The organism is Streptomyces sp. NPDC001851 (assembly GCF_040297165.1).
Lineage (GTDB): Bacteria > Actinomycetota > Actinomycetes > Streptomycetales > Streptomycetaceae > Streptomyces.
In genome coordinates, this window is record NZ_JBEOYR010000008.1 from 154,418 (window position 1) to 179,107 (window position 24,690).

Annotated in this window: 23 protein-coding genes and 2 pseudogenes; 7 read left to right on the top strand and 18 right to left on the bottom strand. The window is 71.3% G+C overall.

The features are described 5' to 3' along the window. Positions 1 to 2 precede the first annotated feature (2 nt). The 4 genes from ABT171_RS13985 (at position 3) to ABT171_RS14000 (ending at position 3,936) form a co-directional block, all read left to right on the top strand. Positions 3 to 677 carry an urease accessory protein UreF gene (locus tag ABT171_RS13985; RefSeq protein WP_351243231.1) on the top strand — a complete coding sequence of 225 codons (675 nt, stop codon included), beginning with the start codon at positions 3 to 5 and terminating at the stop codon, positions 675 to 677. 82 nt (positions 678 to 759) lie between these two features. Continuing rightward, the gene (gene ureG / locus ABT171_RS13990; protein ID WP_351243233.1) at positions 760 to 1,437 is read left to right on the top strand and encodes an urease accessory protein UreG; all 678 of its coding nucleotides are present in this window, start codon (positions 760 to 762) and stop codon (positions 1,435 to 1,437) included. Continuing rightward, positions 1,434 to 2,192, top strand: coding sequence for an urease accessory protein UreD (locus ABT171_RS13995; protein WP_351243568.1), 759 nt, complete (start codon positions 1,434 to 1,436; stop codon positions 2,190 to 2,192). The genes ureG and ABT171_RS13995 overlap by 4 nt, the downstream gene beginning before the upstream one ends. A 148-nt stretch (positions 2,193 to 2,340) precedes the next feature. Next, positions 2,341 to 3,936: an alpha/beta hydrolase gene (locus tag ABT171_RS14000; RefSeq protein ID WP_351243235.1), complete on the top strand. Its 1,596-nt coding sequence runs from the start codon at positions 2,341 to 2,343 to the stop codon at positions 3,934 to 3,936. Between the two features lie 84 nt (positions 3,937 to 4,020). On the opposite strand, the pseudogene ABT171_RS14005 reads toward ABT171_RS14000, so the two are convergent. The 6 genes and pseudogenes from ABT171_RS14005 to ABT171_RS14030 form a co-directional block, all read right to left on the bottom strand. Next, positions 4,021 to 5,040 (bottom strand): annotated as a pseudogene (locus ABT171_RS14005) (NAD-dependent epimerase/dehydratase family protein); the annotation flags it as partial. 58 nt (positions 5,041 to 5,098) lie between these two features. Next, on the bottom strand, positions 5,099 to 5,824 hold the full coding sequence (locus tag ABT171_RS14010; protein ID WP_351243237.1) for a lysophospholipid acyltransferase family protein: 726 nt from the start codon (positions 5,822 to 5,824) through the stop codon (positions 5,099 to 5,101). A gap of 91 nt (positions 5,825 to 5,915) precedes the next feature. Beyond that, entirely contained in the window at positions 5,916 to 6,752 is an 837-nt protein-coding gene (locus tag ABT171_RS14015) for a glycosyltransferase (protein ID WP_351243239.1), read from the bottom strand. Further along, positions 6,737 to 7,543, bottom strand: a complete 807-nt coding sequence (locus ABT171_RS14020; protein ID WP_351243241.1) for a glycosyltransferase — start codon at positions 7,541 to 7,543, stop codon at positions 6,737 to 6,739. The genes ABT171_RS14015 and ABT171_RS14020 overlap by 16 nt, the downstream gene beginning before the upstream one ends. Before the next feature lie 27 nt (positions 7,544 to 7,570). Then, positions 7,571 to 8,353, bottom strand: coding sequence for a hypothetical protein (locus ABT171_RS14025; protein WP_351243243.1), 783 nt, complete (start codon positions 8,351 to 8,353; stop codon positions 7,571 to 7,573). A 16-nt stretch (positions 8,354 to 8,369) separates the two neighbouring features. After that, entirely contained in the window at positions 8,370 to 9,647 is a 1,278-nt protein-coding gene (locus ABT171_RS14030) for a sensor histidine kinase (protein ID WP_351243245.1), read from the bottom strand. Between the two features lie 372 nt (positions 9,648 to 10,019). On the opposite strand from ABT171_RS14030, the pseudogene ABT171_RS14035 reads away from it, so the two are divergent. Then, positions 10,020 to 10,145 (top strand): annotated as a pseudogene (locus tag ABT171_RS14035) (DUF305 domain-containing protein); the annotation flags it as partial. A gap of 61 nt (positions 10,146 to 10,206) precedes the next feature. Here ABT171_RS14035 and ABT171_RS14040 read toward each other — a convergent pair. The 10 genes from ABT171_RS14040 to ABT171_RS14085 form a co-directional block, all read right to left on the bottom strand. After that, complete coding sequence (locus ABT171_RS14040; RefSeq protein ID WP_351243247.1) at positions 10,207 to 11,436, bottom strand: PP2C family protein-serine/threonine phosphatase; 1,230 nt, start codon at positions 11,434 to 11,436, stop codon at positions 10,207 to 10,209. A gap of 68 nt (positions 11,437 to 11,504) precedes the next feature. Beyond that, on the bottom strand, positions 11,505 to 13,970 hold the full coding sequence (locus ABT171_RS14045; RefSeq protein ID WP_351243249.1) for a SpoIIE family protein phosphatase: 2,466 nt from the start codon (positions 13,968 to 13,970) through the stop codon (positions 11,505 to 11,507). Positions 13,971 to 14,085: 115 nt separating this feature from the next. After that, positions 14,086 to 15,306: an ornithine--oxo-acid transaminase gene (gene rocD, locus ABT171_RS14050; protein ID WP_351243251.1), complete on the bottom strand. Its 1,221-nt coding sequence runs from the start codon at positions 15,304 to 15,306 to the stop codon at positions 14,086 to 14,088. Next, on the bottom strand, positions 15,306 to 16,115 hold the full coding sequence (gene ddaH, locus ABT171_RS14055; RefSeq protein WP_351243253.1) for a dimethylargininase: 810 nt from the start codon (positions 16,113 to 16,115) through the stop codon (positions 15,306 to 15,308). The genes rocD and ddaH overlap by 1 nt, the downstream gene beginning before the upstream one ends. A gap of 153 nt (positions 16,116 to 16,268) precedes the next feature. Further along, positions 16,269 to 16,754 carry an Lrp/AsnC family transcriptional regulator gene (locus ABT171_RS14060; protein WP_351243255.1) on the bottom strand — a complete coding sequence of 162 codons (486 nt, stop codon included), beginning with the start codon at positions 16,752 to 16,754 and terminating at the stop codon, positions 16,269 to 16,271. Positions 16,755 to 16,791: 37 nt separating this feature from the next. Beyond that, a complete protein-coding gene (locus ABT171_RS14065; protein WP_351243257.1) occupies positions 16,792 to 16,959 on the bottom strand; it encodes a hypothetical protein in 168 nt (55 codons plus the stop codon). A 78-nt stretch (positions 16,960 to 17,037) separates the two neighbouring features. Continuing rightward, entirely contained in the window at positions 17,038 to 17,988 is a 951-nt protein-coding gene (locus ABT171_RS14070; RefSeq protein WP_351243259.1) for a cytochrome c oxidase assembly protein, read from the bottom strand. A gap of 162 nt (positions 17,989 to 18,150) precedes the next feature. After that, positions 18,151 to 19,176 carry a 6-phosphofructokinase gene (locus tag ABT171_RS14075; protein ID WP_351243261.1) on the bottom strand — a complete coding sequence of 342 codons (1,026 nt, stop codon included), beginning with the start codon at positions 19,174 to 19,176 and terminating at the stop codon, positions 18,151 to 18,153. Between the two features lie 200 nt (positions 19,177 to 19,376). Beyond that, a complete protein-coding gene (locus ABT171_RS14080) occupies positions 19,377 to 20,105 on the bottom strand; it encodes a type 1 glutamine amidotransferase (RefSeq protein ID WP_351243263.1) in 729 nt (242 codons plus the stop codon). A 21-nt stretch (positions 20,106 to 20,126) separates the two neighbouring features. Further along, complete coding sequence (locus ABT171_RS14085) at positions 20,127 to 21,365, bottom strand: MurT ligase domain-containing protein (protein WP_351243265.1); 1,239 nt, start codon at positions 21,363 to 21,365, stop codon at positions 20,127 to 20,129. A gap of 151 nt (positions 21,366 to 21,516) precedes the next feature. Here ABT171_RS14085 and def point away from each other — a divergent pair, with 151 nt between their 5' ends. Next, the gene (def, locus tag ABT171_RS14090) at positions 21,517 to 22,056 is read left to right on the top strand and encodes a peptide deformylase (protein WP_351243267.1); all 540 of its coding nucleotides are present in this window, start codon (positions 21,517 to 21,519) and stop codon (positions 22,054 to 22,056) included. 71 nt (positions 22,057 to 22,127) lie between these two features. On the opposite strand, the gene ABT171_RS14095 is transcribed toward def, so the two are convergent. Continuing rightward, positions 22,128 to 22,772 (bottom strand): TetR/AcrR family transcriptional regulator, encoded by a 645-nt coding sequence (locus tag ABT171_RS14095; protein WP_351243269.1) that lies wholly within the window; start codon positions 22,770 to 22,772, stop codon positions 22,128 to 22,130. A gap of 170 nt (positions 22,773 to 22,942) precedes the next feature. Here ABT171_RS14095 and ABT171_RS14100 point away from each other — a divergent pair, with 170 nt between their 5' ends. Further along, positions 22,943 to 24,169: an acyl-CoA dehydrogenase family protein gene (locus ABT171_RS14100; RefSeq protein WP_351243271.1), complete on the top strand. Its 1,227-nt coding sequence runs from the start codon at positions 22,943 to 22,945 to the stop codon at positions 24,167 to 24,169. Here ABT171_RS14100 and ABT171_RS14105 read toward each other — a convergent pair. Beyond that, entirely contained in the window at positions 24,166 to 24,687 is a 522-nt protein-coding gene (locus ABT171_RS14105; RefSeq protein ID WP_351243273.1) for a cupin domain-containing protein, read from the bottom strand. The genes ABT171_RS14100 and ABT171_RS14105 overlap by 4 nt on opposite strands. Positions 24,688 to 24,690: the final 3 nt, after the last annotated feature.

The following is a 24,690-nucleotide window of genomic DNA, read 5'->3' on the forward strand; positions in this document are numbered from 1 at the left end:
CGATGTCACGGGCAGCACTTCTCGTCCTGGCCGACGGCCGCTTTCCCGCCGGAGGGCACGCGCACTCCGGCGGGGCGGAGGCCGCCGTCAAGGCGGGCCGGATCACCTCCGCCGCGACCCTGGAGGACTTCTGCCGGGGCCGGCTGCACACCGCCGGGCTGGTCGCGGGCGCGCTCGCGGCGGCCGCCGTACTCGGGGCGGACCCGCGGGACCTGGACGCGGCGGGGGACGCCCGTACGCCGTCCCCCGCCCTGCGGGTCGCCGCGCGGCGGCTCGGGCGGCAACTGCTGCGGGCGGCCCGGGCGAGCTGGCCGTCGGCCGAACTCGACGCACTGGCCCGGGAGTTCCCGAAGGGCGCGCACCAGCCGGTGGTCCTCGGCCTGGCCGCGCGGGCGGCCGGGCTGGGGCCCGACGACGCGGCGTACTGCGCGGCGTACGAGAGCGTGAGCGGGCCGGCGACGGCCACGGTACGACTGCTGAGCCTCGACCCGTTCGATGCGACCGGTGTGCTGGCCCGGCTCGCGCCGGAACTGGACCGCGTCGCGGTGACGGCGGTGGAGGCGGCGCGAAGGGCGCTCGACGAGGGTGTCGATGCGCTGCCGGCCGCGTCGGGGCCCCTGCTGGAGGTCGGTGCGGAGTGGCATGCCGGCTGGCCGGTACGCCTGTTCGCGTCCTGACACCACCTCGCCCCCGCCACCCCCACCCTTCCCGTCCTCCGGGGGCTCCGCCCCTTCGACCCCGCCCGCACAGGAGCCGTACATGCATCTCGACCACACCCACTCCGGCCCCGCCGCCGTGAGCGCCGACGCCCACCGCCCCGACGGAACCCGGCGGCCCCTGCGCATCGGGCTCGGCGGGCCCGTCGGGTCCGGGAAGACCGCGACCGTCGCCGCGCTCTGCCGGGCCCTGCGCGACGAGCTGTCGCTCGCCGTCGTCACCAACGACATCTACACCCGCGAGGACGCCGAGTTCCTGCTCCGCGAGGCCGTACTGCCGCCCGAGCGGATCACGGCCGTGGAGACGGGCGCCTGTCCGCACACCGCGATCCGCGACGACATCTCCGCCAACCTCGAAGCCGTCGAGGACCTGGAGGACGCGGTCGGCCCGCTCGACCTGATCCTCGTCGAGTCCGGCGGCGACAACCTCACCGCGACCTTCTCCAAGGGCCTGGTGGACGCCCAGATCTTCGTGATCGACGTGGCCGGCGGCGACGACATCCCGCGCAAGGGCGGGCCCGGCGTCACCACGGCCGACCTGCTCGTCGTCAACAAGACCGACCTCGCCCCGTACGTCGGCTCCGACCTCGCCCGGATGGCCGCCGACGCCAAGGCCCAGCGCGCCGAACTCCCGGTGGTCCTCCAGTCGTTGCGCAGCGACACCGGCGTGGCCGACGTGGCGGCCTGGGTGCGGGAGCGGCACGCCGCGTGGACGGCATGACGGCCACCGGGGTCCGGGCGGACGCGCGGATCGTGGCGCGCGCCGACGGTCGCGGCGGCACCGCGCTGCCCGTACTGGACAGCGACGGCCCGCTGGCTCTGCGCCGCACCCGGTCGAGCGGCACCGAGGCGAAGGTCATGGTGGTCGGCGCGATGAGCGGCCCGCTCGGCGGGGACCGCTTCACGCTCACCGCCCGGGTGGAGGAGGGCGCCCGGCTGCACGTCGGCTCGGCCGCCGCCACCCTCGCCCTGCCGGGCCAGACCAAGGGTGAGGCCCGCTACGACGTGCGGCTCGACGTGGCCGACGGCGCCGAACTGAACTGGCTGCCCGAGCAGTTGATCTCGGCCCGGGGCAGCGACCTGCACGTCACCACCCGGGCCGAACTCGGCGCCGCCGCCCGGCTCGTCCTGCGCGAGGAGCAGGTGCTCGGCCGGTCGGGAGAGGACCCCGGGCGCCTCACCAGCCGGCTCACCGTCCGGGTGGCGGGCCGGACGGTACTGGACCAGGAACTGTCCTACGGCCCCGGCGCCCCGGGCGGCTGGGACGGCCCGGCCGTCCTGGCGGGACACCGCGCGGTCGGGCAACTGGTCGTCGTACGGCCCGAGTTCGCCGATCGCCCGGTCGGGGCGCGGATGGTGGGCGAGTGCGCCGCACTGATCCCGCTGGCGGGCCCCGCGGTGCTGGTCAGCGCGGTCGCCCCCGACGCGCTGCGACTGCGGCGGGTCCTGGACGGGGCACTGGCCGGCCTCGGCTGAGGCGCGCCGCACAGTGTGACCGAACATGATCGTCCGGTTATCGGATTGGTAAAGATACGGGGCCACCCCTGGTCTCAGGCGACTCACAGCCGAAAGGATCCCCGCCTGACCACTCGCAGAGATGCAGATGTAGGGGGAGGGGCCCCACTTGAGGGAGAACAGACCGAAGAGCCGCCTGCTGGCGCTCGGTTCGGCCGGAGCACTCGTCACCGCCACCCTGATCGCCGGCGTCGTCTCGGCGCCCGCGGCCAGTGCCGTCGGACGGACCGGCCCGGACCGCGAGGCCAAGGGCGCCGAGATAGCCGCCGCCCGCGCTGCCAAGGCCGGCATCGACTGGCAGGACTGCCCGGCCGACTGGGGCTTCGCCAAGCCCATCCAGTGCGGCTGGGTCACCGTGCCCATCGACTACGCCCACCCGTACGGCAAGCAGATCAAGCTCGCCGTCGACCGCATCGCCAGCACGGGCACCAAGAGCGAGCGCCAGGGCTCGCTCGTCTACAACCCGGGCGGTCCCGGCGGTTCCGGGCTGCGCTTCCCGACCCGGGTCACCAACAAGAACCCCGTCTGGGCGAACGTCGCCAAGGCCTACGACTTCGTCGGCTTCGACCCCCGCGGCGTCGGCCACTCCGCCCCCATCTCCTGCATCGACCCGCAGGAGTTCGTCAAGGCGCCCAAGATGGACCCGGTGCCGGACACCGAGGCGGACAAGACCGCGCAGCGCAAGCTGGCGCGCGAGTACGCCGAGGGCTGCGCCGAGCGCAGCGGCGCCGTGCTGCCGCACATGACCACGCCGAACACCGCCCGCGACCTGGACGTCATCCGCGCCGCCCTGGGCGAGAAGAAGCTCAACTACCTCGGCGTCTCCTACGGCACCTACCTCGGCGCCGTGTACGGCACCCTCTTCCCGGGCCACCTGCGCCGCATGATCGTCGACAGCGTGGTCAACCCGGACCGCAAGAACATCTGGTACCAGGCCAACCTGAACCAGGACATCGCCTTCGAGGGCCGCTGGAAGGACTGGGAGGACTGGGTCGCCGCCAACGACGCCGCCTTCCACCTCGGCACCACTCGCGCCGCCGTCCAGGCCAAGTGGCTCCAGCTGCGCGCCACCGCCAAGAAGAACCCCATCGGCGGCGTCGTCGGCCCGGCCGAGCTGATCTCCTTCTTCCAGAGCGCGCCGTACTACGACTCCTCCTGGGTGCCGGTCGCCACGGTGTTCAGCAAGTACGTCGCCGGTGACACCAAGGCGCTGGTCGACGCGGCCGCACCCGACCCGTCGAACACGGCCGGGAACATCACCGCGGAGAACAGCAACGCGGTCTACACGGCCGTCGAGTGCACCGACGCCAAGTGGCCCACCAGCTGGCGGAAGTGGGACCGGGACAACACCCGGCTCAACAAGGACTACCCGTTCATGACCTGGGCCAACGCCTGGATGAACCTGCCGTGCGCCACCTGGTCGGCCAAGCAGCAGACCCCGGTCCAGGTGAAGACCCACAAGGGCCTGCCCCAGGTGCTGATCGTGCAGTCCACCCGGGACGCCGCCACCCCCTACGAGGGCGCCGTCGAACTGCACAAGCGCTTCGCCGGATCCCGCCTGATCACCGAGAAGGACGCCGGCTCGCACGGTGTGACCGGCCTGGTCAACCCCTGCATCAACCAGCGCGTCGACGCCTACCTGCTCGACGGCGAGCTGGACGCCTCGGACGTGACCTGCACCCCGCACGCCACGCCCAAGCCGTAACACGGTTCCCGCAGTGACGAGGGGCGGCTGGATCCACCGGCCGCCCCTCGCGCACGCCGCGGAGCTCACGGCGCGGAGCTCACGCGCCGCGAACCAGGCGTCCTCCGCCGCGTAGTCGAACAGATCCGGATACGCCCGGGCGAGCAGCGGGAAGCACTCCCGCCAGTCCCGCCCGGACAGCACACCGGTCAGCCACTCGACCGTCTCCGGCAGGCTCTCCTCGTACGACACCACCGGCCGGTAGCCCAACTCCCGCTCGGCGGCTGACATGTCGAAGACGACCGGGCGCGGAACGGACCACGGCGTCCCGCCCACCGAGCCCTCGGGAAGCCCGTCGACCAGCGTCGTCCGGGTCTCCACGCCCATCACCGCGTCGACCGCCGCGCCGATCCCGGCGACCGTCGGCGCCTCGCCGTCGCAGGCGTTGAGCACCCGGGTGCCGGGCCGGGCCGCCGCCAGTCGCACCAGCTCGGCCATGTTCCGCGCGCTCGACGGATGGAACCGGCTCTCGCCCCGGTAGGAGAGCACCCGACCGCGCCGGCCGTCCAGATTCCGCTTCACGAAGTACAGCTCGCGCGGGAGCGGGCTGTACGGGCCGTGCACCGCGGCCGGCCGCAGCACCGTGACCGGCAACTCGCCGCCTGCCGCGAGGAGTTCACGCTCCAGCGCGACCTTCCGGGTGCTGTACGACGCCTCGCCGGGTGCGACCGTCGGCTGTGTCTCGGGGACCGGCACCGGGTAGGCGGGAAAGCCGCCCGGTTCGTGCAGCGTGTCGAAGTTCCGGCCCGAGCCGTCGTCGTACACCGACACGCTCGACACCACGACGGCCGAGCCGATCCGGCCCGCCAGGGACGTCAGCTGCCGCGCGTGCGCGCCGTCGTAGGCGACCACGTCGACCAGCAGATCGCAGCCGTCGCCCACCACCTCGGCCAGGGCCGCGTCGTCGGCGCGGTCCAGCCGCACCGTCCGTACCCCGGCGTCCCACGCCGCGTCCCGCCCGCCGCCGCGCGAGGCGGCCGTCACCTCCCATCCGTCCCGCACCAGCGCGGCCACCGTCGGACGGCCGATCTGCCCGCTCGCCCCCATCACCACAGCCCTCTTCATACGGCGAGCCTAGGCACGCGGACGGGCCCGGGCACCGTCCTTCTGCCGACGGCAGAGATCAGCTCAGCGGCGCCCGCGGGAACCTGCGTTCCTTTTTCTCGGCCGCCTGCGCCTGTGCCGCCTTGACGACCGCCGCGTACTCGTCGACGTATTCCTGCTGGGACAGCGTCAGGATCGCGTACATGATCTCGTCGGTGACGGCGCGCAGGACCGCCTTCTCGTGCTCCATGCCCGCATAGCGGGAGAAGTCGAGGGCCTTGCCGAAGCGGATGGTGACCGGGTGGACGTGCGGGACGACCTTCCCGGGCGGCTGCGCCTCGAACGTGCCGATCATCGCGCACGGCACCACCGGCACCCCGGCCCTCAGCGCCATCACGGCGACGCCGACCTTGCCCTTGTAGAGCCTGCCGTCGTGCAAACGGGTGCCCTCGGGATAGATCCCGAGCAGCTCACCCCTGCGCAGCACGCCGAGGCCCTCGCGGATCGCGGCCTGACCCGCCTCCTTGCCCGAGCGGTCCACCGGGATCTGCCCGGCACTGCGGAAGAAGAACGCGGTGAGCCGGCCCTTGAGCCCCGGGCCGGTGAAGTACTCCGCCTTGGCGAGGAAGGTGATGCGTCGCTTCAGCATCGCCGGCATCAGGAAATGGTCGGAGAACGACAGATGGTTCCCGGCGACGATCGCGGGTCCGGACGCGGGCACGTTCTCCAGCCCCTCGATCCGTGGCCGGAAGACGAGTCTCAGCAGGGGGCCCAGCAGCACGTATTTGAGCAGGTAGTAGAACACGGCTCGCTCCTCACTGCGCCGGTTCGCCGGGAACCGGCGCTTCCCCGGACCGGCCCGACGGTGACGGGTACGGGCCGACGTGCACCTGCCGTCATCTGTTGCCATGTTCGCCCTGTGGCGAACCATGGTTGCACGAGCTGCCCTCTGCTTGGTCGTAGCGCTTCCAGCGGTAGCCCACCAGGCTTCTGCGTGAGCCGATCAGCCGCAGGAACCCCCACAGCACGGTCTTCGCGACGAAGAGCGGAGCGGGCTCGATGAGGAATCTCCGTGCGGACACCTCCACCCGCGCCCGGTGGGAATAGCAGACCCCTCCGGCCCGGCGTCCGACCTCCCGGATGAAATACGCGTCCTCCCCGGCGAGAATCGCCTCGTCGAAGCCCCCGACCAGCCGGAAGACGCTGCTGCGCACCGCGATCAAGGTCCCCACCCCCTGGCACGTCCTCAGCCGGTCGCAGGCCGTGAAGTAGTGGTCCATCACCCGGTAGCACAGCTGGATGAAGCGCCGCGACGTAAGGGGGGAGAGGGGGAAGTGGACGAGATTCACGTGTGCGTCGGCGAAGTGGTCCGTGAGTGTGGACAGCACCTGGGTGGTGACGACGGCATCGGCGTCCACGAAGAGCAGCAGTTCCTCGCGGGCCACGGCGGCTCCGGCGTTCCGTCCGGCCGCCGGACGGCCGCCCGGTACGACGCGGCAGCCGGCGGCCAGGGCGATCTCGGGTGTTCCGTCCTCGGACGCGTGATCGGCCACGATGATCTCCGATACCCACGGGCTCCCGCGCAACCGGCGGATGAGGTCCGGCAGTGCCTGGGCCTCGTTCCAGGCGGGGATGATGACGGAGAAGCGCCGCCGGGACGCGCCGGCGGGGTGTGGTGGTGTCTCGACCATGTGGGCGCCGTCCTCCGGGAGCGCTGCTAGCGGGCGTGCCACGGGCGGACCTCCGCCGGATAGCGTCGGCTGGAGCGCCTGCGGTGCTCACCGAAGCCGTAGTCGATCTGGCCGTGGAGATAGCGCCTCCCCGTGGTCCGCCGGGCCAGGTCGACCAGCAGGTACCGCCACAGCAGACGCGCCGCGGCGACGAGGGAGGTGTCGAAGCGGCGGACCGAGAACAGCACCCACGGGTCGGGGTGCAGGGTGATGCTGTGTCCCGCGTGTGCCAGCTCGTCGGAGAAGACGAAGTCCTCCGAGATCCCCAGATCGGGTCGGTACCCGCCGATCTCCTCGAACACCTTCCGCCGTACCAGGGTGGCGAACCCGGGCAGCGCCGGTCTGCCGAGGCGGAAGCCGAGTCGTAGGTACCAGTAGCACAGGCGGGTCCCGGCCCGCAGCGGCCAGCGGTGCGAGTCGGCGTAGTAGCCGAATGTCATGGCAGCCGCCGGGGTGCCGGCGGTGATGCCCCGCACACGGGAGACGAAGGTGTCGGGTATGAGGACGTCGGAGTCGAGGAAGAGGATCCACGGGCTCGTACCCGCGGCGGCCCCTGCGTTGCGGGCGTTGGCGACGCCCATGCCGGCCCGCACCACCGACATGTCCGGGACCGGGGTGCGTCCACCGGCCCGGGGCAGGGGGATGTCCTGCTCGGCCGGGGGGCAGGAGCAGGAAATGATGATACGTACCCCGGCCAGGTCCTGCCGCTGCAGGCAGTCGAGAAGGTCCGGCAGCCACTCCTCCTCCCGGTAGGCCGGAATGACGACGTCGAGGAACGTCTCGCTGTCGGACATCGGTGGATCCCTTCGCACGGGCCGGGGTCAGGAACGGCTGTTCGCCGAGGTGTGAGGGAACATCTCGACGACAGCACGGTCGAGGAAGAACTCCCAGTGGAACGTCGCGTAGCTGCTGAGAATGTTGAGCGGCTGCCTCCGCGAGGTCAGCCGCGGGCTGAGGATGGAGAGTGATTCCGCCATGGGCGCCATGGCTTTCCTGACCGTCTGCACCTCGTAGTTGGTCATCCGCGCGGTGACCTCGTGTTCCGGCGACCCCGCCGCCAGGGCCCGCCAGATGGCCCGCCACCGGACTTCCCTGAAGAGGACGTCGCCGAGCGGAGGCAGTGTTGCGCGCGGCAGGAAGGGCCGCAGCGTCACATCCACATGGGGCCGCCGCTCGGCAGCGGCGTTGATCGCTGTCGCGATGTCCGAGTAGGTGGACTCCTTGGAGCAGAAGGCCCTTACCCTGAAGGTCTGGTGGGCCATGACGATGTGCAGGGTGCGGTTCGGGTCACCGCTCGTCCAGACGACCATCGCCGTTTCCGGCGAGCGGGTGGCGACCTCGCGCAGCGTGCTCAGGCCGCTGATGTTGAACGGACGGAGTTCCGAGAGCGAGGAACGCGCCTGTTCCCGTTGCTGGTTGTACGACTCCGACAGCTTCCGGTACAGCACGTCCACCACGACGACGTCGTACCGATGGGCAGTGAGATGTCCGTGGGCGGCCGTAGGGTCGGTGGCCACGGTGACGTCGAAGCCGAACTCGCTCGCCAGTTTCTCCTGGATCAAGTCCGCGTACTGCCGGTGGTCCTCGACCAAGAGCACCTTCACCGCACGCTCCCCTCTCTCATCTCGGCCGGCGTATGGGAAGAGTCAGCCGGAGGCAGGCCGGCTCCGGGCCGGGGACCTTGCGCAGGTCACCTCCTGCCGCGACGGCGCGGCGCCGCAAGGCGTTCAGGCTGGTGAGCGGGTCGTCCAGCGTCGACGCGTCGAAGCCGGTGCCGTCGTCGCAGACCTGCAGGTGCGCGATGTCCTGGTCGTCCACCCAGAACTCGATCCGCACCCGGTGTCCACCGTGGACCAGACAGTTCTTCAGCAGGTCGCCCAGGGCCCGGCTGAGGAGTCTGCCCTGTTCCTGAGGCAGGCTGATGACGTCCACCGACGGCACGCACACGAAGTCCAGCCGGTCCCGCATCCTGCGCACGTGCAGTCGGATGACGTCCGCCACGGAGATCACGTCCTGGGCGAGGGTGAGCGCCAGTCTCTCGTCGAGAACGGTGTTCTTGAGATCATCGAGGGCACCCATGACCCGTCGTGGCTGGTCATCCAGGTAGTGCAACTCCACGAGCCGCAGGCTGGTTTCGATGTCGCTGTGCAGATAGCCGAACTGGCGGTCGTATTCCCGCCGCAGCGTCTCGGCCTGCGCAGCCGCCGCTCTCCGGCAGATACGGCCGATGGCCTCCCCTGCCGCCCAGACACCGACCACGATGAAGGTCTGTGCGATCAGTCCCTGAATGTTGTCCTTCGTGATCCTCCCGTTGAAGAGCAGTTCGATCACCAGCGGCTCGATCGAGGTCAGCGAGATGAGTGCCGCTTTGGGTCCTGCTGTGAGGTAGTTGAAGTTCTTCCCCACCCATGGGTAGAAGGCCACGATCGCCACCGGGGGCGCCGAGTAGCCGCAAAGCTGTGGACAGGCCGGACTGACGCCGTAATTGCCGGGCGGTACCAGAAAGGCCATCAGCAGCGGCGCGGCCAGGATGGCCGCCAGCCACAGGAACGGCCATGAACCGCCGTGGAAGAACGGGCCGCCGATGCGTGCGGTCACCCCGGCTGCGCCGAGATGCAGCGCGGTGAGGCAGTACATGAGGGTCCGGCCGGCACCGCTGAGCTGATCGACGTTGATGGTGCTCAGTATCGCGAACCCCTGGACCACCATGGCCACCGCTTCGACCCTGCCGACCAGCTTCCTGATGGTGGCCCGTGTCATTTCCTCGTTGAGCGGCAGCGGGGCACGCGCCGACGAAGTGCTCTGTGCCATCAGGAGACGAACTCCCCACCCTAGCGAGGATTTGAGGAACAAGTGTTCTCGATACTTCTCCGGCTGCCCGCCAATGATGGACGGCAACAGGGGCCCCTCGGCGGTGAGGGCCTCACACGGGAGAGGGTTGGGCTGTCATGCGCAGGTGGGTACGTACCGCCTTCCGCGTCGATCGGACGCTGGTGGGGCCGGAGACCGGTGAGCGGGACGCGAGCGCGGCCGCGGCAGGACCGGGGAATCGGATCAATCTGTCCGTGATCAATGCCGTGCTGCTGGCCACGGGCACGCTCCTCAGCGGGTTGGCAGCCTTGATCTCTGCGCTCAAATAGGCGCCGCCAAGCAGGCGCACAAGCCGTAATTTAGCGAAGTGCCACAACCGGTGTGGTCCGATCCGAAAGGCCGGACCACACCGGTTTTGTGGGTTACGCGGCGGGGGCTCGGACCGGCACCCGTACGATGGTGCCGATGGCCGGGACGGAGAAGGCCAAGGGCGCTTGCGGCCCTGCCGGGACCCTGGCCGACGCCATCGTCACCGCGCAGAACGCCGAGATCGAGGAGATGGAGAAGCTCCTCGGCAAGGGCTGACGGGCCGCGGCAGCCGGCGGACGACGGGCGGGGCTCCGTGCCCCCGCCCCACCGCCTCCGGTCACAGCCGCACGATCACCAGCGCCGTGTCGTCGGTGGCACCCCCGGGAGGCAGTAGTTCCAGGAGGACGGCGTCCGCGAGGCTCTCGGGGTCCTTCTCGCGATGGCGGGCGAGGGAGCCGGCGAGGCGGGCCAGGCCGGTGTCGATGTCCTCGCCGCGGCGCTCGACCAGACCGTCCGTGTAGAGGACGAGGGTCGCGCCCTCGCCGTACGGCGTGCAGGCCTGGGGCCTGGGGAGCGGGTCGGGGCGGGCGTCGAGCGGCGGGTCCGTGGCCTGGTCGAGGAACTCCACCCGGCCGTCGGGGTGGACCAGGACGGGCGGCAGGTGCCCCGCGCTGCTGTAGCTGATCGTGTGCCGGTCGAAGTCGATGAACGTCGTGACGGCGGTGGCCGATTCGGCGCCGTCGACGACGTGCGCGTACCGCCCCAGTACGTTCAGGGCCTCGGCCGGTCCCGCGGCGACCCGGGAGGCGGCGCTCAGCGCGCTGCGCAGCTGGCCCATCACCCCGGCCGCCTCCAGACCGTGGCCGACCACGTCCCCCACGGCCACGCCGATGCGGTGGCCGCCCACCAGGTCGACGAGGTCGTACCAGTCCCCGCACACGTTCAGCGCGCCGACCGCGGGCCGGTAGCGCACCGCGGCGTTGTGGTGGCCGACCTGCCGGCGGGCGGGGAGCATCGCCTCCTGGAGGGCGAGGGCGACCTCGCGCTCGCGGGCGTGTGCCTGGCGCAGCCGTTCGTTCAGCTCCTGCAGCTCACGGGCGCGCGTGTACAGCTCGGCCTCCAGGACGCGGCCCCGGCTGCCGGTGGGGCCGCCGCGCGCCCGGATCAGCTCGGTGACCTCCTCGACCCGGTGCACCAGCAGCACCACCTGCCCGTCCGGCCCGGCGAGCGGCGCGTTGACCGGGCTCCAGTAGCGCTCCTCCCACTCCCCGGGACGCTCGGGGTCCTCCACGTCGTACCGCTGCAGGGCCATGGCGTCGCGCTCGCCGGTGGCCGCGACCCGCTGCAGCGAGGCGGCCAGGTTGCGCATGCCCGACACGCCGGATTCCTTCGGGTTGTCGGGGAACACATCGAAGAGATGGCGCCCCACGACCTGCTCGCGGGTGCGTCCGGCCACCCGCAGGAACTCCTTGTTGGCGTCCGCGAAGACCAGGCCGGGCGTCAAGAGCGCGACCGCGCCCGGCAGGGCCTGGAACACCTCCGCGTAGTCGATGGCCGCATCGTTCATGGCTACCGCCCATCCGCCGGAACGCCACCGGTTCCTATGTCATACGCCGTCTGCGTGCGCCGTGCACGTCAGGCCGGCGGATCCGTCAGGGACTGCTCGGCCCAGATGACCTTCCCCCCGGGCACGAAGCGGGTTCCCCACCCCTGGGTGAACTGGGAGACCAGCAGCAGTCCGCGGCCGCCCTCGTCCGTGGTGCGCGGATGCCGCAGATGGGGCGCGGTGGCGCCGCTGTCGGAGACCTCGCAGATCAGGGCCCGGTCCCTGATCAACCGGAGCCGGATCGGGCCCCCGGCGTGCCGGATGGCGTTGGTGACCAGCTCGCTCACGACCAGTTCGGTGGTGAACGCCAGTTCCCCCAGACCCCACTCGGCCAGCTGCCGGTCGGTCTCCTTGCGGGCGTCGGCGACCACGGCCGGATCGGCGGGCAGGTCCCAGTCGGCGACGCGGTCGGCGCCCAGCAGCCTGGTGCGGGCCATCAGCAGGGCCACGTCGTCGTACGGCCGGTCCGGGGTCAGTGCGTCGACCACGGCACGGCAGCTCAGATCGAGCGAGGAGGCGGGCCGTTCCAGGGCACGGCGCAGCCGGTCGCGGTCCCCGTCGCCGGCCCCGCCGTCGCCCCCGCGGGCCAGCAGCCCGTCGGTGTGCAGGACCAGCGTGCTGCCCTCGGCCAGGGTCAGCTCGACCGCCTCGAAGGGCGGACCCTCCACCCCGAGCGGCGATCCCCGTGGCACGTCGACGAAGCCGACGGTGCCGTCCGGCAGGACGACGGCGGGCGTGGGATGGCCGGCGGAGGCCATCGTGCACCGCCCGTCGACGGGGTCGTAGACGGCGTACACGCACCCGGGACCCGCCGCCCCGGTCCCGGCACCGGCATCCGCCGGGGGCGGCGCGCCTTCCTCACGGGCCCTCCGGGCGACCAGGTCGTCGAGGTGCGCGAGAACCTCCTCGGGCGGCAGGTCGAGCGCCGCCAGGGTGCGTACGGCGGTCCGCAGGCCGCCCATGGCCGCGGCGGCGTCGATCCCGTGCCCCGGCACCTCGCCCACGACCAGGGCCACGCGCGCCCCGGACAGCGGGATGAGGTCGTACCAGTCGCCGCCCAGGCCGGTCAGCTCGTCGGCCGGCCGGTAGCAGGCCGCCACCTCCACCGCGTTCTGCTCCGGCAGCACGTGCGGCAGCAGGCTGCGCTGCAGGACCAGGGCCGCGTCCCGCTCGCGGGTGTAGCGGCGGGCGTTGTCCACGCAGACCGCCGCCCGGGACACCAGGTCCTCGGCGAGACTCAGGTCGTCCTCGTCGAACGGTTCCTGACGCAGGCGCCGGAAGAAGGTGGTGACGCCCATCGTGACGCCCCGCGCCCGGATCGGCACGATCATCACGCTGTGCAGGCCCAGCTCCAGGAACGTCGCCTCCCGGCCGCCCAGCAGGCCGGTGGTGGCCCACTCCCTGGCCAGCGGGTCGAGCCGCTCCTCGCGCCAGGACCGGCCCGTGGTCAGACAGCGGATCGGGGGCGACCCGGCGAGGTAGGCGGCCACCTCGCCGATCCCGGCGATCGTCTCCGGGACCCCCGGGGTCACCGACCGGTGCCCGGCCCGCCGCAGCGGCACCTGATCCGTGTCGCCGAGCGGCACCGCCTCCGGCTCCGCGCCCCGCAGCACGGACTCCAGCAGGTCCACGCTGACGAAGTCGGCGAAGTCCTGCACGGCCACGTCGGCCAGTTCCTGCGCGGTCCGCATGATGTCCAGGCTGCGCCCGATCTGCTCGCCGGCCCGGTCGAGCAGGGCCAGCCGCTGCCGGGCGCGGTACCGCTCGGTGATGTCGACGACGGTGTAGTACACGCCCATCGGACGGCCCCGGTCGTCGTCGAGGCGGGTGAACGACATCATGTGCGCCGTCTCCCGGTACGGCGCGGACCGCACCTGGCCCACATGCTCGTACCCGACCACCGGCTGCCCGGTCTCCAGCACGCGCCGCATCTGCGCCTCGATGCCCGCGGAGTCGATGCCCGGCTGGATCTCCGCCAGCCGGCGCCCGAGCCGCTCCCGCGCCGAGCCTCCGCCGTACCGCTCCAGGGCCTCGTTCGACCACACGCAGCGCAGATCGGCGTCCACGATCGCGATGCCGACGGGGGAGTCGGTCACCATCTGTTCCAGCACCGCCCGGCTCATGTCCCAGCCGCGTGACCCGGACATGTCGGAGAGCAGCACCAGCCAGTGCGGGGCGCCGCCGGGTTCCACCGCCGGAGTGACCCGCGCCATCACCCGGACCGGCTGCCCGTCCTTGCGCCGCGCGGTCAGCAGCCCCGCCCAGCCGCCGTCCCGGCAGCACCGCTCGGCCAGCTCGGGCACCCGCGCGGCGTCCTCGGCGGACAGCAGGCCGGCCACCCCGGTGCCCACCACCTCGGCGGCCGGGTACGCCAGCAACCGCTGGGCGTCCGGCGTCCAGCTGGTCACCACGCCCCGTGCGTCGAGCAGCAGGGGCGCGGTGTCGGCCACGTCGAACCGGTGCCGGGCGACGTCCCGCTCCTCGTCAGTGCCCACGGCCGACCTCTCTGTCGCTGAGAGTGGTCTACCACCTCTTGTCGCCGTCCTCACCCTTCGGCCATCGGGTGGGGGACGGGAACGGGGGGCGGCGCACGGCCACCCCCCACCGGGCTCAGGAACCCAGCACCTTCCCCAGCGTGGACAGCGCGGAGCGCAGTTCCTCCGCCGTGATGGTCAGCGGGGGCGCCAGCCGGATCGTGGAACCGTGGGTGTCCTTCACCAGGATCCCTTCCCGCATCAGCCGCTCGCTGACCTCCCGGCCGGTGCCGATCGCCGGGTCGACGTCGACGCCCGCCCACAGACCGCGCGCCCGGAAGCCGAGGACACCCTTGCCGACCAGCTCGGTCAGCCCGTCCCGCAGGATCACGCCCAGCTCGGCGGCCCGCCGCTGGAACTCACCGGTCTCCAGCAGCTCGACCACCGCGGTGCCGACCGCTGCGGCGAGCGGGTTGCCGCCGAAGGTCGAGCCGTGCTCGCCCGGGTGCAGCACCCCCAGCACCTCCCGCCGGGCCACCACCGCCGACACCGGTACGATCCCGCCGCCGAGCGCCTTGCCGAGCAGCAGCACGTCCGGGACGACGTCCTCGTGTTCGACGGCGAGGGTACGGCCCGTACGGCCCAGGCCGGACTGGATCTCGTCCGCCATGAACAGGCAGCCCCTGCGACGGGTCAGCTCCCGGACCCCGGCGAGATAGCCGTCGTCGGGGATGAGCACGCCGGCCTCGCCCTGGATGGGCTCGATCAGCACCGCCGCCGTGGTCTCGTCGACGGCCTCCTCCAGCGCGGCCAGGTCGTTGTACGGCACGATCCGGAAGCCCGGTGTGAACGGCCCGAAGCCGGTGCGGGCCGTCTCGTCCGTGGAGAAGCTGACGATGGTGGTCGTACGGCCGTGGAAGTTGTCCGCCGCGACCACGATCGTCGCCCGGTCGGCCGGGACGCCCTTGACGTCGTAGGCCCACTTGCGGGCCACCTTGATGCCGCTCTCCACCGCCTCGGCGCCGGTGTTCATCGGCAGCACCATGTCCAGGCCGGTCAGCTCGGCGAGCCGCTCGGCGAACCCCGCCAGCCGGTCGTTGTGGAAGGCGCGGGAGGTCAGCGTCAGCTGGTCGAGCTGGCGGTGCGCGGCCTCGATCAGCGCCGGGTGCCGGTGGCCGAAGTTGAGCGCCGAGTACCCGGCGAGCATGTCCAGATAGCGGGTGCCCTCGACGTCCTCCACCCAGGTGCCCTCGGCCCGGGCCACCACCACGGGCAGCGGGTGGTAGTTGTGCGCGAGGACGGGCTCCTCCGCGCGGATCAGGTCGGCGGACGTACGGGTGCGCGCGGGTGCGGTCATCAGCGGATCTCCTGGGTGCAGCACTTGATGCCGCCGCCGGCCTTGTGGAACTCCGACAGGTCGACGGGGACGGGGACGTAGCCGTGGCCGGCCAGACGGTCGGCGAGCGCCTCGGCGCGGGGCGCGATGAAGACGTTGCGGCCGTCGGACACGGAGTTCAGCCCGAACGCCATCGCGTCCTCACGGGTGGCGAGCACCGCCTGCGGGTACAGCCGGCGCAGCACCTCACGGCTGCCCGCCGAGAACGCCTCCGGGTAGTAGCAGATGTTGTCGTCGTCGAGGACGAACAGCGCCGTGTCCAGGTGGTAGAAGTACGGGTCCACCAGGGTCAGGCCGATCACCGGGTGGCCGAGGAACTCCTGCGCCTCCCGGTGCGCCTCGCGCGTGGTGCGGAAACCGGTGCCGGCGAGCACGTACCGGCCCGTCCACACCAGGTCGCCCTCGCCCTCGGTCACCGACTCGGGGCGGTACACGTCGTAGCCCGCCGCCTTGAACCAGGTGTCGTAGTGCACCGACTCCGGACGCCGTTCCGGTGCGTGGAACAGCGAGCCGAAGACCCGGCCGCCGACCACGCACGCCGCGTTGGCGGCGAAGACCATGTCGGGCAGTCCGGGGACCGGCTCGACCGAGTCGACGGTGTGCCCGTGCGCGCGGTAGGCGCGGATCAGCGTCTGCCACTGCTCCTGGGCGAGGTCGACGTCGACGGGCTTGTCGGGATGCATCCACGGATTGATCGCGTACTGCACGGCGAAATGTCTGGGTTCACAGACGAGGAAGCGCCGAGGGCGCTGTACACGGCTTTCGGACACAGAGGGTTTCCTCCGCTTTGCTGTGTGTCACTTGGGATGTGATCCACGGTAGAAAGGGAGGCAGACGGCCGACAAGGAAAAATACCTGCGCACATGCGCAGCACCGCTGCGTTGTTCAGCCGTTTCACGCAGCACTCCTGCGCATGCTTCCGGTCATTCCGGCGCCGCATGGGTCGCGCCCGCTTCCGGGCTTTCCGGGAGGAGGTGGGACAGCACCATCACGCTGATCGTCTTCCGGATGAACGGCTCGACGCGGATCCGCTCCAGCACCTCCTCGAAGTGCTCCACGTCCCGCGCCCGCACATGCAGCAGCGCGTCGGCGCCGCCGGTGACCGTCATCGCCGCCGCGATCTCCGGATGGTTGCGCACGACCTCCGCCAGCCGCCGGGGCGGGGCCGCGCCCTCGCAGTAGACCTCGACGTACGCCTCGGTGCGCCAGCCGAGCGCCGAGGGCTTCACCGTGGCCGTGAACCCGGTGATCACCCCGGTCTCGCGCAGCCGGTCCACGCGCCGCTTGACCGCCGTCGCGGACAGCCCGATGTCCGCGCCGATCTCGGCGAAGCTGGTCCGGGCGTTCGCCATCAGCGCGGTGATGATCTTGCGGTCGAGGTCGTCGAACGAGGCCGTCCTGCTGTTCATGCGGGCACTGTAGGCCAGACCCGCGGGGCGGGAGACCTCACGACCGGGTGACGACCATGGCGAGCGTCAGCAGACCCAGCACCACCCAGCCGAACCACAGCCAGCCGTTGCTGCCGAGGGCGACCGTGTAGGCGGTCACGACGACGAGCCCGCCGACCGTGACAACCCCCATCACCTTGGTGGAACCGTTCGTGGAACCGGGCATCGCGGCACCCTCCTCATGGTCGGTCCCCGACCATGGTGCCCCCGATCCCGCCCGGAGGGGACGGCTCCGGCCAGGGCCCTAACCTTCGCGGGCGTTCAGCGAGGCCAGATAGGCGTTGTACGCCTCCAGCTCCTTGTCGCCGTCCCGGTCGGCGGCCCGGTCCTTGCGCTTGGCCTGCCGCTGCTCGGAGCGGTACCACTGGAACAGCAGCGCGATCAGCACCAGCACGGACGGGATCTCGCTGAACGCCCAGGCGATACCGCCGGCCGCGTTCTGGTCGGACAGCGCGTCGATGCCGAGCGAGGCCGGCGGATGCCGGAAGGTGTCCACCATCGGCGTCGACGCCATCATCAGCGCGATACCGAAGAAGGCGTGGAACGGCATGCCGGCGAACAGCTCCAGCATCCGCATCAGATGCCCCGGCCGGTGCGGGCCGGGGTCCACCCCGATGATCGGCCAGAAGAAGACGACCCCGACCGCGAGGAAGTGCACCATCATCGCGACGTGCCCGGTCTTGGAGCCCATCAGGAAGTCGAAGATCGGGGTGAAGTAGAGCGCGTAGAGGCTGGCGATGAACAGCGGGATCGTGAACGCCGGGTGGGTGATGACCCGCATGTAGCGGCTGTGCAGCAGCGCCAGCAGCAGCTCGCGCGGGCCCTTGCGGCCCCGGCCGGTGGCCGGCAGCGCACGCAGCGCCAGGGTGACCGGCGCGCCGAGCAGGATCAGGATCGGCGACAGCATGCTGATGATCATGTGCTGCACCATGTGCACGCTGAACATGACCATGCCGTAGTCGTTCAGCCTGGTGCACATCACCAGGCCGACGGTGAGCACACCGACGACGTACGCCACCGTACGGCCGACGGGCCACGCGTCGCCGCGCCGCCGCAGCCGCACGACACCCCAGCCGTACAGACCCAGCCCGAGCAGGCAGGCCACGAGGAAGAAGGGGTCCGCCGACCACTGGAGCCCCCGCCCCAGCGTGAACGGCGGCAGATCCATCATCATGCCGTGCCCGCTGTGATCCATCCGGCGGCTCCTGATTCGTGGGGGTTGTGCGGCTTCTGTCCGCACTCAGGGTACGGCTGACCCCGGTCACGTCTGTGACCGGGGTCAGCCGCAACACCCTCAGGGACGCGGGAACCGTGCGACAGGCCGCGCACGACCCGCACCCGGCGGATCAGCGGAACCTCAGAGAACGCACTCCGCCTCGTCGTAGCGCCCGGAGGGAACCGTCTTCAGGGTCTCCACGGCCTCCGCCAGCGGCACCATGACGATGTCGGTCCCGCGCAGAGCCGTCATCATCCCGAACTCACCGCGGTGCACCGCTTCGACCGCGTGCCAGCCGAAACGGGTCGCCAGCACCCGGTCATAGGCGGTCGGCGTACCACCCCGCTGCACATGCCCGAGGATCACCGGCCGCGCCTCCTTGCCGAGCCGGTGCTCCAGCTCGACGGACAGCTGCCGGGCGATCCCGGCGAAGCGCTCGTGGCCGTAGATGTCCTTGCCGCCCTCGTCGAAGTCCATCGTGCCGGCCTTCGGCTTGGCCCCCTCCGCCGCGACCACGATCGCGAACCGCTTGCCCGCGTCGAACCGCTCGCCGACCTTCGCCGCCAGCTCCTCGACGTCGAAGGGCCGTTCCGGGACGACGATGGCGTGGGCGCCGGCCGCCATGCCGGAGTGCAGCGCGATCCAGCCGGTGTGCCGGCCCATGACCTCCACGACCAGCACCCGCTGATGGGACTCGGCGGTGGTCTTCAGCCGGTCCAGCGCCTCCGTCGCCACCCCGACGGCCGTGTCGAAGCCGAAGGTGACGTCCGTGACGGCGATGTCGTTGTCGATGGTCTTCGGCACGCCGACGATCGGCAGTCCGCTGTCGTACATCAGCCGGGCCGCCTTCAGCGTGCCCTCGCCGCCGATCGGGATGATCGCGTCCAGGCCGAGCTCCTCGACATGGCCCTTCGCCCGCTCGACGCCGTCCCGCAGATGCGAGGGCTGCACCCGGGAGGAGCCGAGGATGGTGCCGCCGCGGGCCAGGATGCCGCCCACGGCGTCGAGGTCGAGCTTGAGGTAGTCGCACTCCAGGAGGCCCTTCCAGCCGTCCCGGAAACCGATGACCTCGTCGCCGTGGTCGGCGACGGCACGGTGCACGACGGACCGGATGACGGCGTTCAGGCCGGGGCAGTCGCCGCCGGACGTGAGGACACCAATGCGCATAGCCCGAATACCTTCTCAACGTGGGCCGGGTAACCGGACCACGTTGTCCGGCGGATTCCCGGCCACCCTACCGGCGTGAGGGGGTGGCTCCGTAGCGGGCGTCCGCCTGCTGGACGCGCCCGCACATGTGAGCGGACGGCCTGTCAGGCGGGCCCACCACGAGCCTGCCGGTGCACGCTGAAATACCGCTGGAGCGCCGCTTACGCAGGCTGCTGCGCGGCCGCGATGCGCTCGTTGCGGAGCGCCTCGTACCAGCGGTCGTCGACCGGCGGCAGCGCGTTGACGTCGAGCGCCAGCTTCAGCAGCAGGTCGGCGATCTGCGGGTTGCGGGCGAGGACGGGGCCGTGCATGTACGTACCGAAGACGGTGCCGTTGTACGCGCCCTCCGTGCCGTCCCCGGTGCCGTTGCCCTTGCCGACCTTCACACGGGCGAAGGGCCGGGCGGACGGGCCGACGTGGGTCACACCCTGGTGGTTCTCGAAGCCGGTCAGCTGCTCCAGCCCGAGCTGCGGGTCGATGTCGGCGAGCACGTCACCGACGCACCGCTCGCCCTCGCCGCGCACCGAGACCACGTCGAGCAGGCCGAGGCCCGGCTCGCGCTGGCCGAGGTCGTTGATGAACTCGTGGCCGAGGATCTGGTAGCCGGCGCAGACGGAGAAGACGATCGCGCCGTTCTGCACCGCCTGCTGCAGATGCCCGTCACGGCGCAGCCGCTCGGCCGCGAGCCGCTGCGGACGGTCCTCACCGCCGCCGATCAGATAGATGTCGCCGGAGGTCGGGATCGGCTGGTCGCTGCGCACGTCGAGCCGGGCCACGTCCAGGCCGCGCTGCCGGGCCCGGCGCTCCACGACGAGGGCGTTGCCCTGGTCGCCGTAGGTGCTCAGCAGGTCCGGGTAGATCCATACCAGCCGCAGTTGGTTGTCGCTCATGAGGTGATCGCCCTTCGAAGATCAGTTGCCGACGCGGCGGCGCAGGTCCTGGAACGCGGTGTAGTTCGCGATGACCTCGACACGGCCCGGCGGGCACATCTGCACGGCCTGGTCGAGGTCCTCGCAGACCTGGAAGTGCTGGTTCGCGACCTCCAGGCGGACGGCGAGGTCCAGCTTCCGGTCACCGATGACGAAGATCGGGTGGCCGGTCAGCCGGGTGTAGTCGACGTCCCACAGCCAGGAGGTGTCGGTGCCGTCGGCTCCGCGCGCGTTCACGGACAGGATCACCGGGGCGGGCGGCGGGTCGATCAGCGAGAACGTCTCCAGCCAGCCGGCCGGGTTCTTGGCCAGCAGCAGCCGCAGATCACGGTTCTGGAACTGCACGACGTCATAGCGTCCGGCCACGGCCTGCACCTGGTACATCCGTTCCAGGGCGACCTGCGGCGGCACCCCGAAGACGGCCGCGACGGCGGCGGAGCTGGCCGCGTTCGCCTTGTTGGCGCGGCCCGGCAGCTGCAGGTGGATCGGCCAGGCGGACCCGTGCGGATCCAGCACGTGATCACCGGACAGCGCCCAGGTCGGCGTGGGCCGCCGGAACCCGCACTCACCGCAGAACCAGTCGTCCCCGGGGCGCTGCATCACGCCACCGCAGGACGGGCAGGACCAGGCGTCGTCCTTCCACATCTGGCCCGCCGCGACCCAGACCACGTTCGGGGAGGAGGAAGCGGCCCAGACCACCAGCGGGTCGTCGCAGTTGGCGACGACGACGGCCTTGGAGCCGGCGAGGCCCTCGCGCCAGTTCTCGGCGAGCATCCGGGTCTCGGCGGCGCGGTCGAGCTGGTCGCGGGAGAGGTTGAGCAGGGCGATGCACTTGGGGCTGGTGTCCCTGGCCACACCGGCCAGGTACTTCTCGTCGACCTCGATGACACCGAACTTCGCGTCCGAGCCGCCCGCCAGCGCGGAGGTGATGCCGGCCGGCATGTTGGCGCCGAGGGCGTTCGACACGACCGGGCCCGCGGCGCGCAGCGCCTCGGCGATCAGCCGGGTCGTCGTCGTCTTGCCGTTGGTGGCGGACACCAGGACGACGTCCAGGTTCTGGGCGAGCCGTCCGAGCAGATCGGGGTCGAGTTTCAGCGCGACCCGGCCGCCGATCACCGACCCGCTGCCGCGCCCCGCGGCGCGTGATGCCGCAGCGACCGCCTTGCCCGCGGTCACGGCCAGCTTGGCCCGCGGCGAGAGCGGGTCCGAGTTGCCTGCCATCTGTTCTCGATCCTCCTTGCGTACGCGCCGCGCCTGGGGCCATCCGGCAACGTGGTGTGGACCTGAAGCCTATCGAGATCCATTCGCCCACCCGAATCCCGGCCCACGCCGGGCGGCGGGCGTGAGCTGAAGGAACCGTACCCTTGCCGCTATGCGACACGGCACGATCCCGGGCGCCCGCGGGCGAGTCCGGCCCCTTTCCCTGCTCGGAGACGCACCGCTGCGCGGGCAATGCCGGGAAGTCACCGACTTCGGCCCCGATCTGGCGGCGCTCGTGGAGGACTTGTTCGCCACGATGTACGCGGCGCAGGGGGTGGGCCTGGCGGCGAATCAGGTCGGGGTGCCTTTGCGGGTCTTCGTCTACGACTGCCCGGATGATGACGATGTGCGCCACCTCGGGCATGTGGTGAACCCGCGGCTGGTGGAGACGGACGGCGTGGTGATCCGGGGCCCGGAGGGCTGCCTGTCCCTGCCGGGTCTGGAGGCGGGGACCGAGCGCTACGACCATGCGGTGGTCGAGGGGTTCACGGTGACCGGGGAGCCGGTCACCGTGCACGGCACGGGCTTCTTCGCGCGGTGTCTGCAGCACGAGTGCGACCACTTGGAGGGCCGGGTGTACGCGGACCACCTGACGGGTTGGCGCAAGCGCAGACTGCTGAGGCAGATCTCCAGAGCTTCCTGGCACCGGTGAGGGGACCGACCTGAAGGGGGACGGGGGACTGTGCGCTCAGCCCCCACGCACCCGGGGACGAGACGCGACCCTCAGAACCCCGGACCGCCCATTCTGTCCCCCGCGGCCGCAAGGCGCCCCCACAGCAGATCAGCGAGAGACCGCACCAACGCGGCCCGGGAACAGGGGCGTTCACCCAGCCACCAGTCCCCGGCCGCATGCATCATCCCGACGATCCCATGCCCCCACACCCGGGCGAGCTGCTGACTCTCCGGGCCGAGATCCACCCGCTCCTCGATGACCTGGGCCAGCTCCTCGCCCATCCGCCGAAGCAGCGGAGCCGAATGCTTGCCGACGTCGAAGCCCTGGTCGCCCCCGGCGCTGCCCTCCGCCGGATGCATCAGGAACCGGTACACCTGAGGCCGTGCCTCGATCGCGGCGAGATACGTGTCCAGCGTGGACTCCACGCGCTCGCGCCTCTCGGCGGGAGCGTCCAGCGCCGCCCGCAGCGAATCGAGCAGCGCGTCCGTGTGCCGCTTGGCCAGAGCCGCGTAAAGGCCGCCCTTGTCGCCGAAGTGGCGATAGAGGATCGGCTTGGTGATCCCCGCTTCCGCCGCGATCGCGTTCATCGACGCCTGCGGGCCGTCGCGCAGCACCACCCGGTCGGCGGCCTCCAGCAGCTCGCGCCGACGGCGGTCGGCGGACCGCTGCTGGTCGGTCCGCTGTGTGGTGTCCATGTGCTCTCCCCACCCGTGCTGATTCGGTGACGCCTGCGCAAACTAACACTGACTGTGCCCCTGACATCGAACGGGATGCCGGGCCGTCATCGGCGGTTGACTTTTCCTACCCGCCGGTAACAGACTCGGGTTACCGCTAGTAACATCGCACCGCCGCCGCTGGAGGGGACATGGCCGAGTTCACCATGGAGCTGAACGACGAACAGAAGGAAGTCCGGGACTGGCTCCATGGCTTCGCCGCCGACGTGATCCGCCCCGCGGCCGCCGAGTGGGACGAGCGCGAGGAGACTCCCTGGCCGGTCATCCAGGAGGCGGCGAAGGTCGGCATCTACTCCCTCGACTTCTACGCCCAGCAGTACTTCGACCCCACCGGCCTCGGCATCCCGATGGCCATGGAGGAGCTGTTCTGGGGCGATGCGGGCATCGCCCTCTCCATTGTGGGCACCGGCCTCGCCGCCGTGGGCGTGCTCGCCAACGGAACCGAGGAACAGATCGGCACCTGGATCCCGCAGATGTACGGCGACCAGAACGACGTCAAGGTCGCCGCGTTCTGCTCCTCCGAGCCCGACGCCGGCTCCGACGTCGCCTCCCTGCGCACCCGTGCCGTCTACGACGAGGCCAGGGACGAGTGGGTGATCAACGGCACGAAGACCTGGGCGACCAACGGCGGCATCGCCAACGTCCACGTCGTCGTCGCCAGCGTCGACCCGGAGCTGGGCTCCAAGGGCCACGCCTCCTTCATCGTCCCGCCGGGCACGCCGGGCCTGGCCCAGGGCCAGAAGTTCAAGAAGCACGGCATCCGCGCCTCGCACACGGCCGAGGTCATCCTCGACAACGTCCGCGTCCCCGGCTCCTGCCTGCTCGGCGGCAAGGAGAAGCTGGACGAGCGGCTCGCGCGGGCCCGCGAGAAGGCGGCGAAGGGCGGCGAGCGCGTGAAGAACGCGGCGATGGCGACCTTCGAGGCCTCCCGCCCGGCCGTCGGCGCCATGGCGGTCGGCACCGCCCGTGCCGCGTACGAGGTCGCCCTCGACTACGCGAAGACCCGGGAGCAGTTCGGTCGGCCGATCATCGACAACCAGGGTGTCGCGTTCCAGCTCGCGGACATGCGGACGCAGATCGACGCCGCCCGGCTGCTGGTGTGGCGTGCGTCGTGGATGGCGGTCAACGGAAAGCCGTTCACCGCGGCCGAGGGCTCCATGTCCAAGCTCTTCGCCAGCGAGACGGCAAAGAAGGTCACGGCCCAGGCCATCCAGATCCTCGGCGGCAACGGCTACACCAGGGAGTACCCGGTCGAGCGGATGCACCGGGACTCGGCCATCTATACGATCTTCGAAGGCACGAGCGAGATCCAGCGGCTGGTGATCGCCCGCACCCTCGCGGGCATGCCCATCCGCTAACGGTGCCTGAGCGGCGTCAGCTGCTCGATGTCGTACTTCGCTCTCAGCGCCTCGATCGCCTCCTGGTCCGGCGGGCCCCCGTCGCCCAGGATCTCCAGCAGCTCCTCGAAATAGCGCTCGTGGTCCGGTGGGGGCGAGGCCTGGAAGAACATCTTCGCGGGGGTGTCCGTCGGGTTCGCGAACGCGTGCGGGCACCCCGGGGGCACGACGATGACCGTGCCCGGAGTCGCCCGGACCACCCGGCCGCCCGAACTGGACTCCCACCTCTGCCAGTTGTCCGGTGTGCGGATGCGCGGCTCGAAGGCGAGCACGTCCAGCTCGCCTTCGAGGACGTAGAACAGCTCCTCGCTGCGCGTGTGCACATGGGCGCCCACGTCGAAGCCCGGCGGCACCTCCACCTCGAAGGTGGACGCGATCCGCGAGTGGGTGCCGGTGACCTTGAAGGTCACCCGCTGTGCCGGTGTCGCCACGACCCGGCCGTGGCCCGGCGGCACGAGCAGTCCCTCGGTCTGCGTCATCGG

Bases quoted from the DNA above. Each gene is read 5' to 3' on its own strand.
- def (WP_351243267.1), top strand. From the start codon at position 21,517: ATGCGACACGGCACGATCCCGGGCGCCCGCGGGCGAGTCCGGCCCCTT.
- ABT171_RS14105 (WP_351243273.1), bottom strand. From the start codon at position 24,687: ATGACGCAGACCGAGGGACTGCTCGTGCCGCCGGGCCACGGCCGGGTC.
- ABT171_RS14075 (WP_351243261.1), bottom strand. From the start codon at position 19,176: ATGCGCATTGGTGTCCTCACGTCCGGCGGCGACTGCCCCGGCCTGAAC.
- ABT171_RS14065 (WP_351243257.1), bottom strand. From the start codon at position 16,959: ATGCCCGGTTCCACGAACGGTTCCACCAAGGTGATGGGGGTTGTCACG.
- ABT171_RS13995 (WP_351243568.1), top strand. From the start codon at position 1,434: ATGACGGCCACCGGGGTCCGGGCGGACGCGCGGATCGTGGCGCGCGCC.
- ABT171_RS14100 (WP_351243271.1), top strand. From the start codon at position 22,943: ATGGCCGAGTTCACCATGGAGCTGAACGACGAACAGAAGGAAGTCCGG.
- ABT171_RS14095 (WP_351243269.1), bottom strand. From the start codon at position 22,772: ATGGACACCACACAGCGGACCGACCAGCAGCGGTCCGCCGACCGCCGT.
- ABT171_RS14070 (WP_351243259.1), bottom strand. From the start codon at position 17,988: ATGGATCACAGCGGGCACGGCATGATGATGGATCTGCCGCCGTTCACG.
- ABT171_RS14060 (WP_351243255.1), bottom strand. From the start codon at position 16,754: ATGAACAGCAGGACGGCCTCGTTCGACGACCTCGACCGCAAGATCATC.
- ABT171_RS14080 (WP_351243263.1), bottom strand. From the start codon at position 20,105: ATGAGCGACAACCAACTGCGGCTGGTATGGATCTACCCGGACCTGCTG.
- ABT171_RS14020 (WP_351243241.1), bottom strand. From the start codon at position 7,543: ATGTCCGACAGCGAGACGTTCCTCGACGTCGTCATTCCGGCCTACCGG.
- rocD (WP_351243251.1), bottom strand. From the start codon at position 15,306: ATGACCGCACCCGCGCGCACCCGTACGTCCGCCGACCTGATCCGCGCG.
- ABT171_RS14040 (WP_351243247.1), bottom strand. From the start codon at position 11,436: ATGAACGATGCGGCCATCGACTACGCGGAGGTGTTCCAGGCCCTGCCG.
- ureG (WP_351243233.1), top strand. From the start codon at position 760: ATGCATCTCGACCACACCCACTCCGGCCCCGCCGCCGTGAGCGCCGAC.
- ABT171_RS14085 (WP_351243265.1), bottom strand. From the start codon at position 21,365: ATGGCAGGCAACTCGGACCCGCTCTCGCCGCGGGCCAAGCTGGCCGTG.
- ABT171_RS13985 (WP_351243231.1), top strand. From the start codon at position 3: ATGTCACGGGCAGCACTTCTCGTCCTGGCCGACGGCCGCTTTCCCGCC.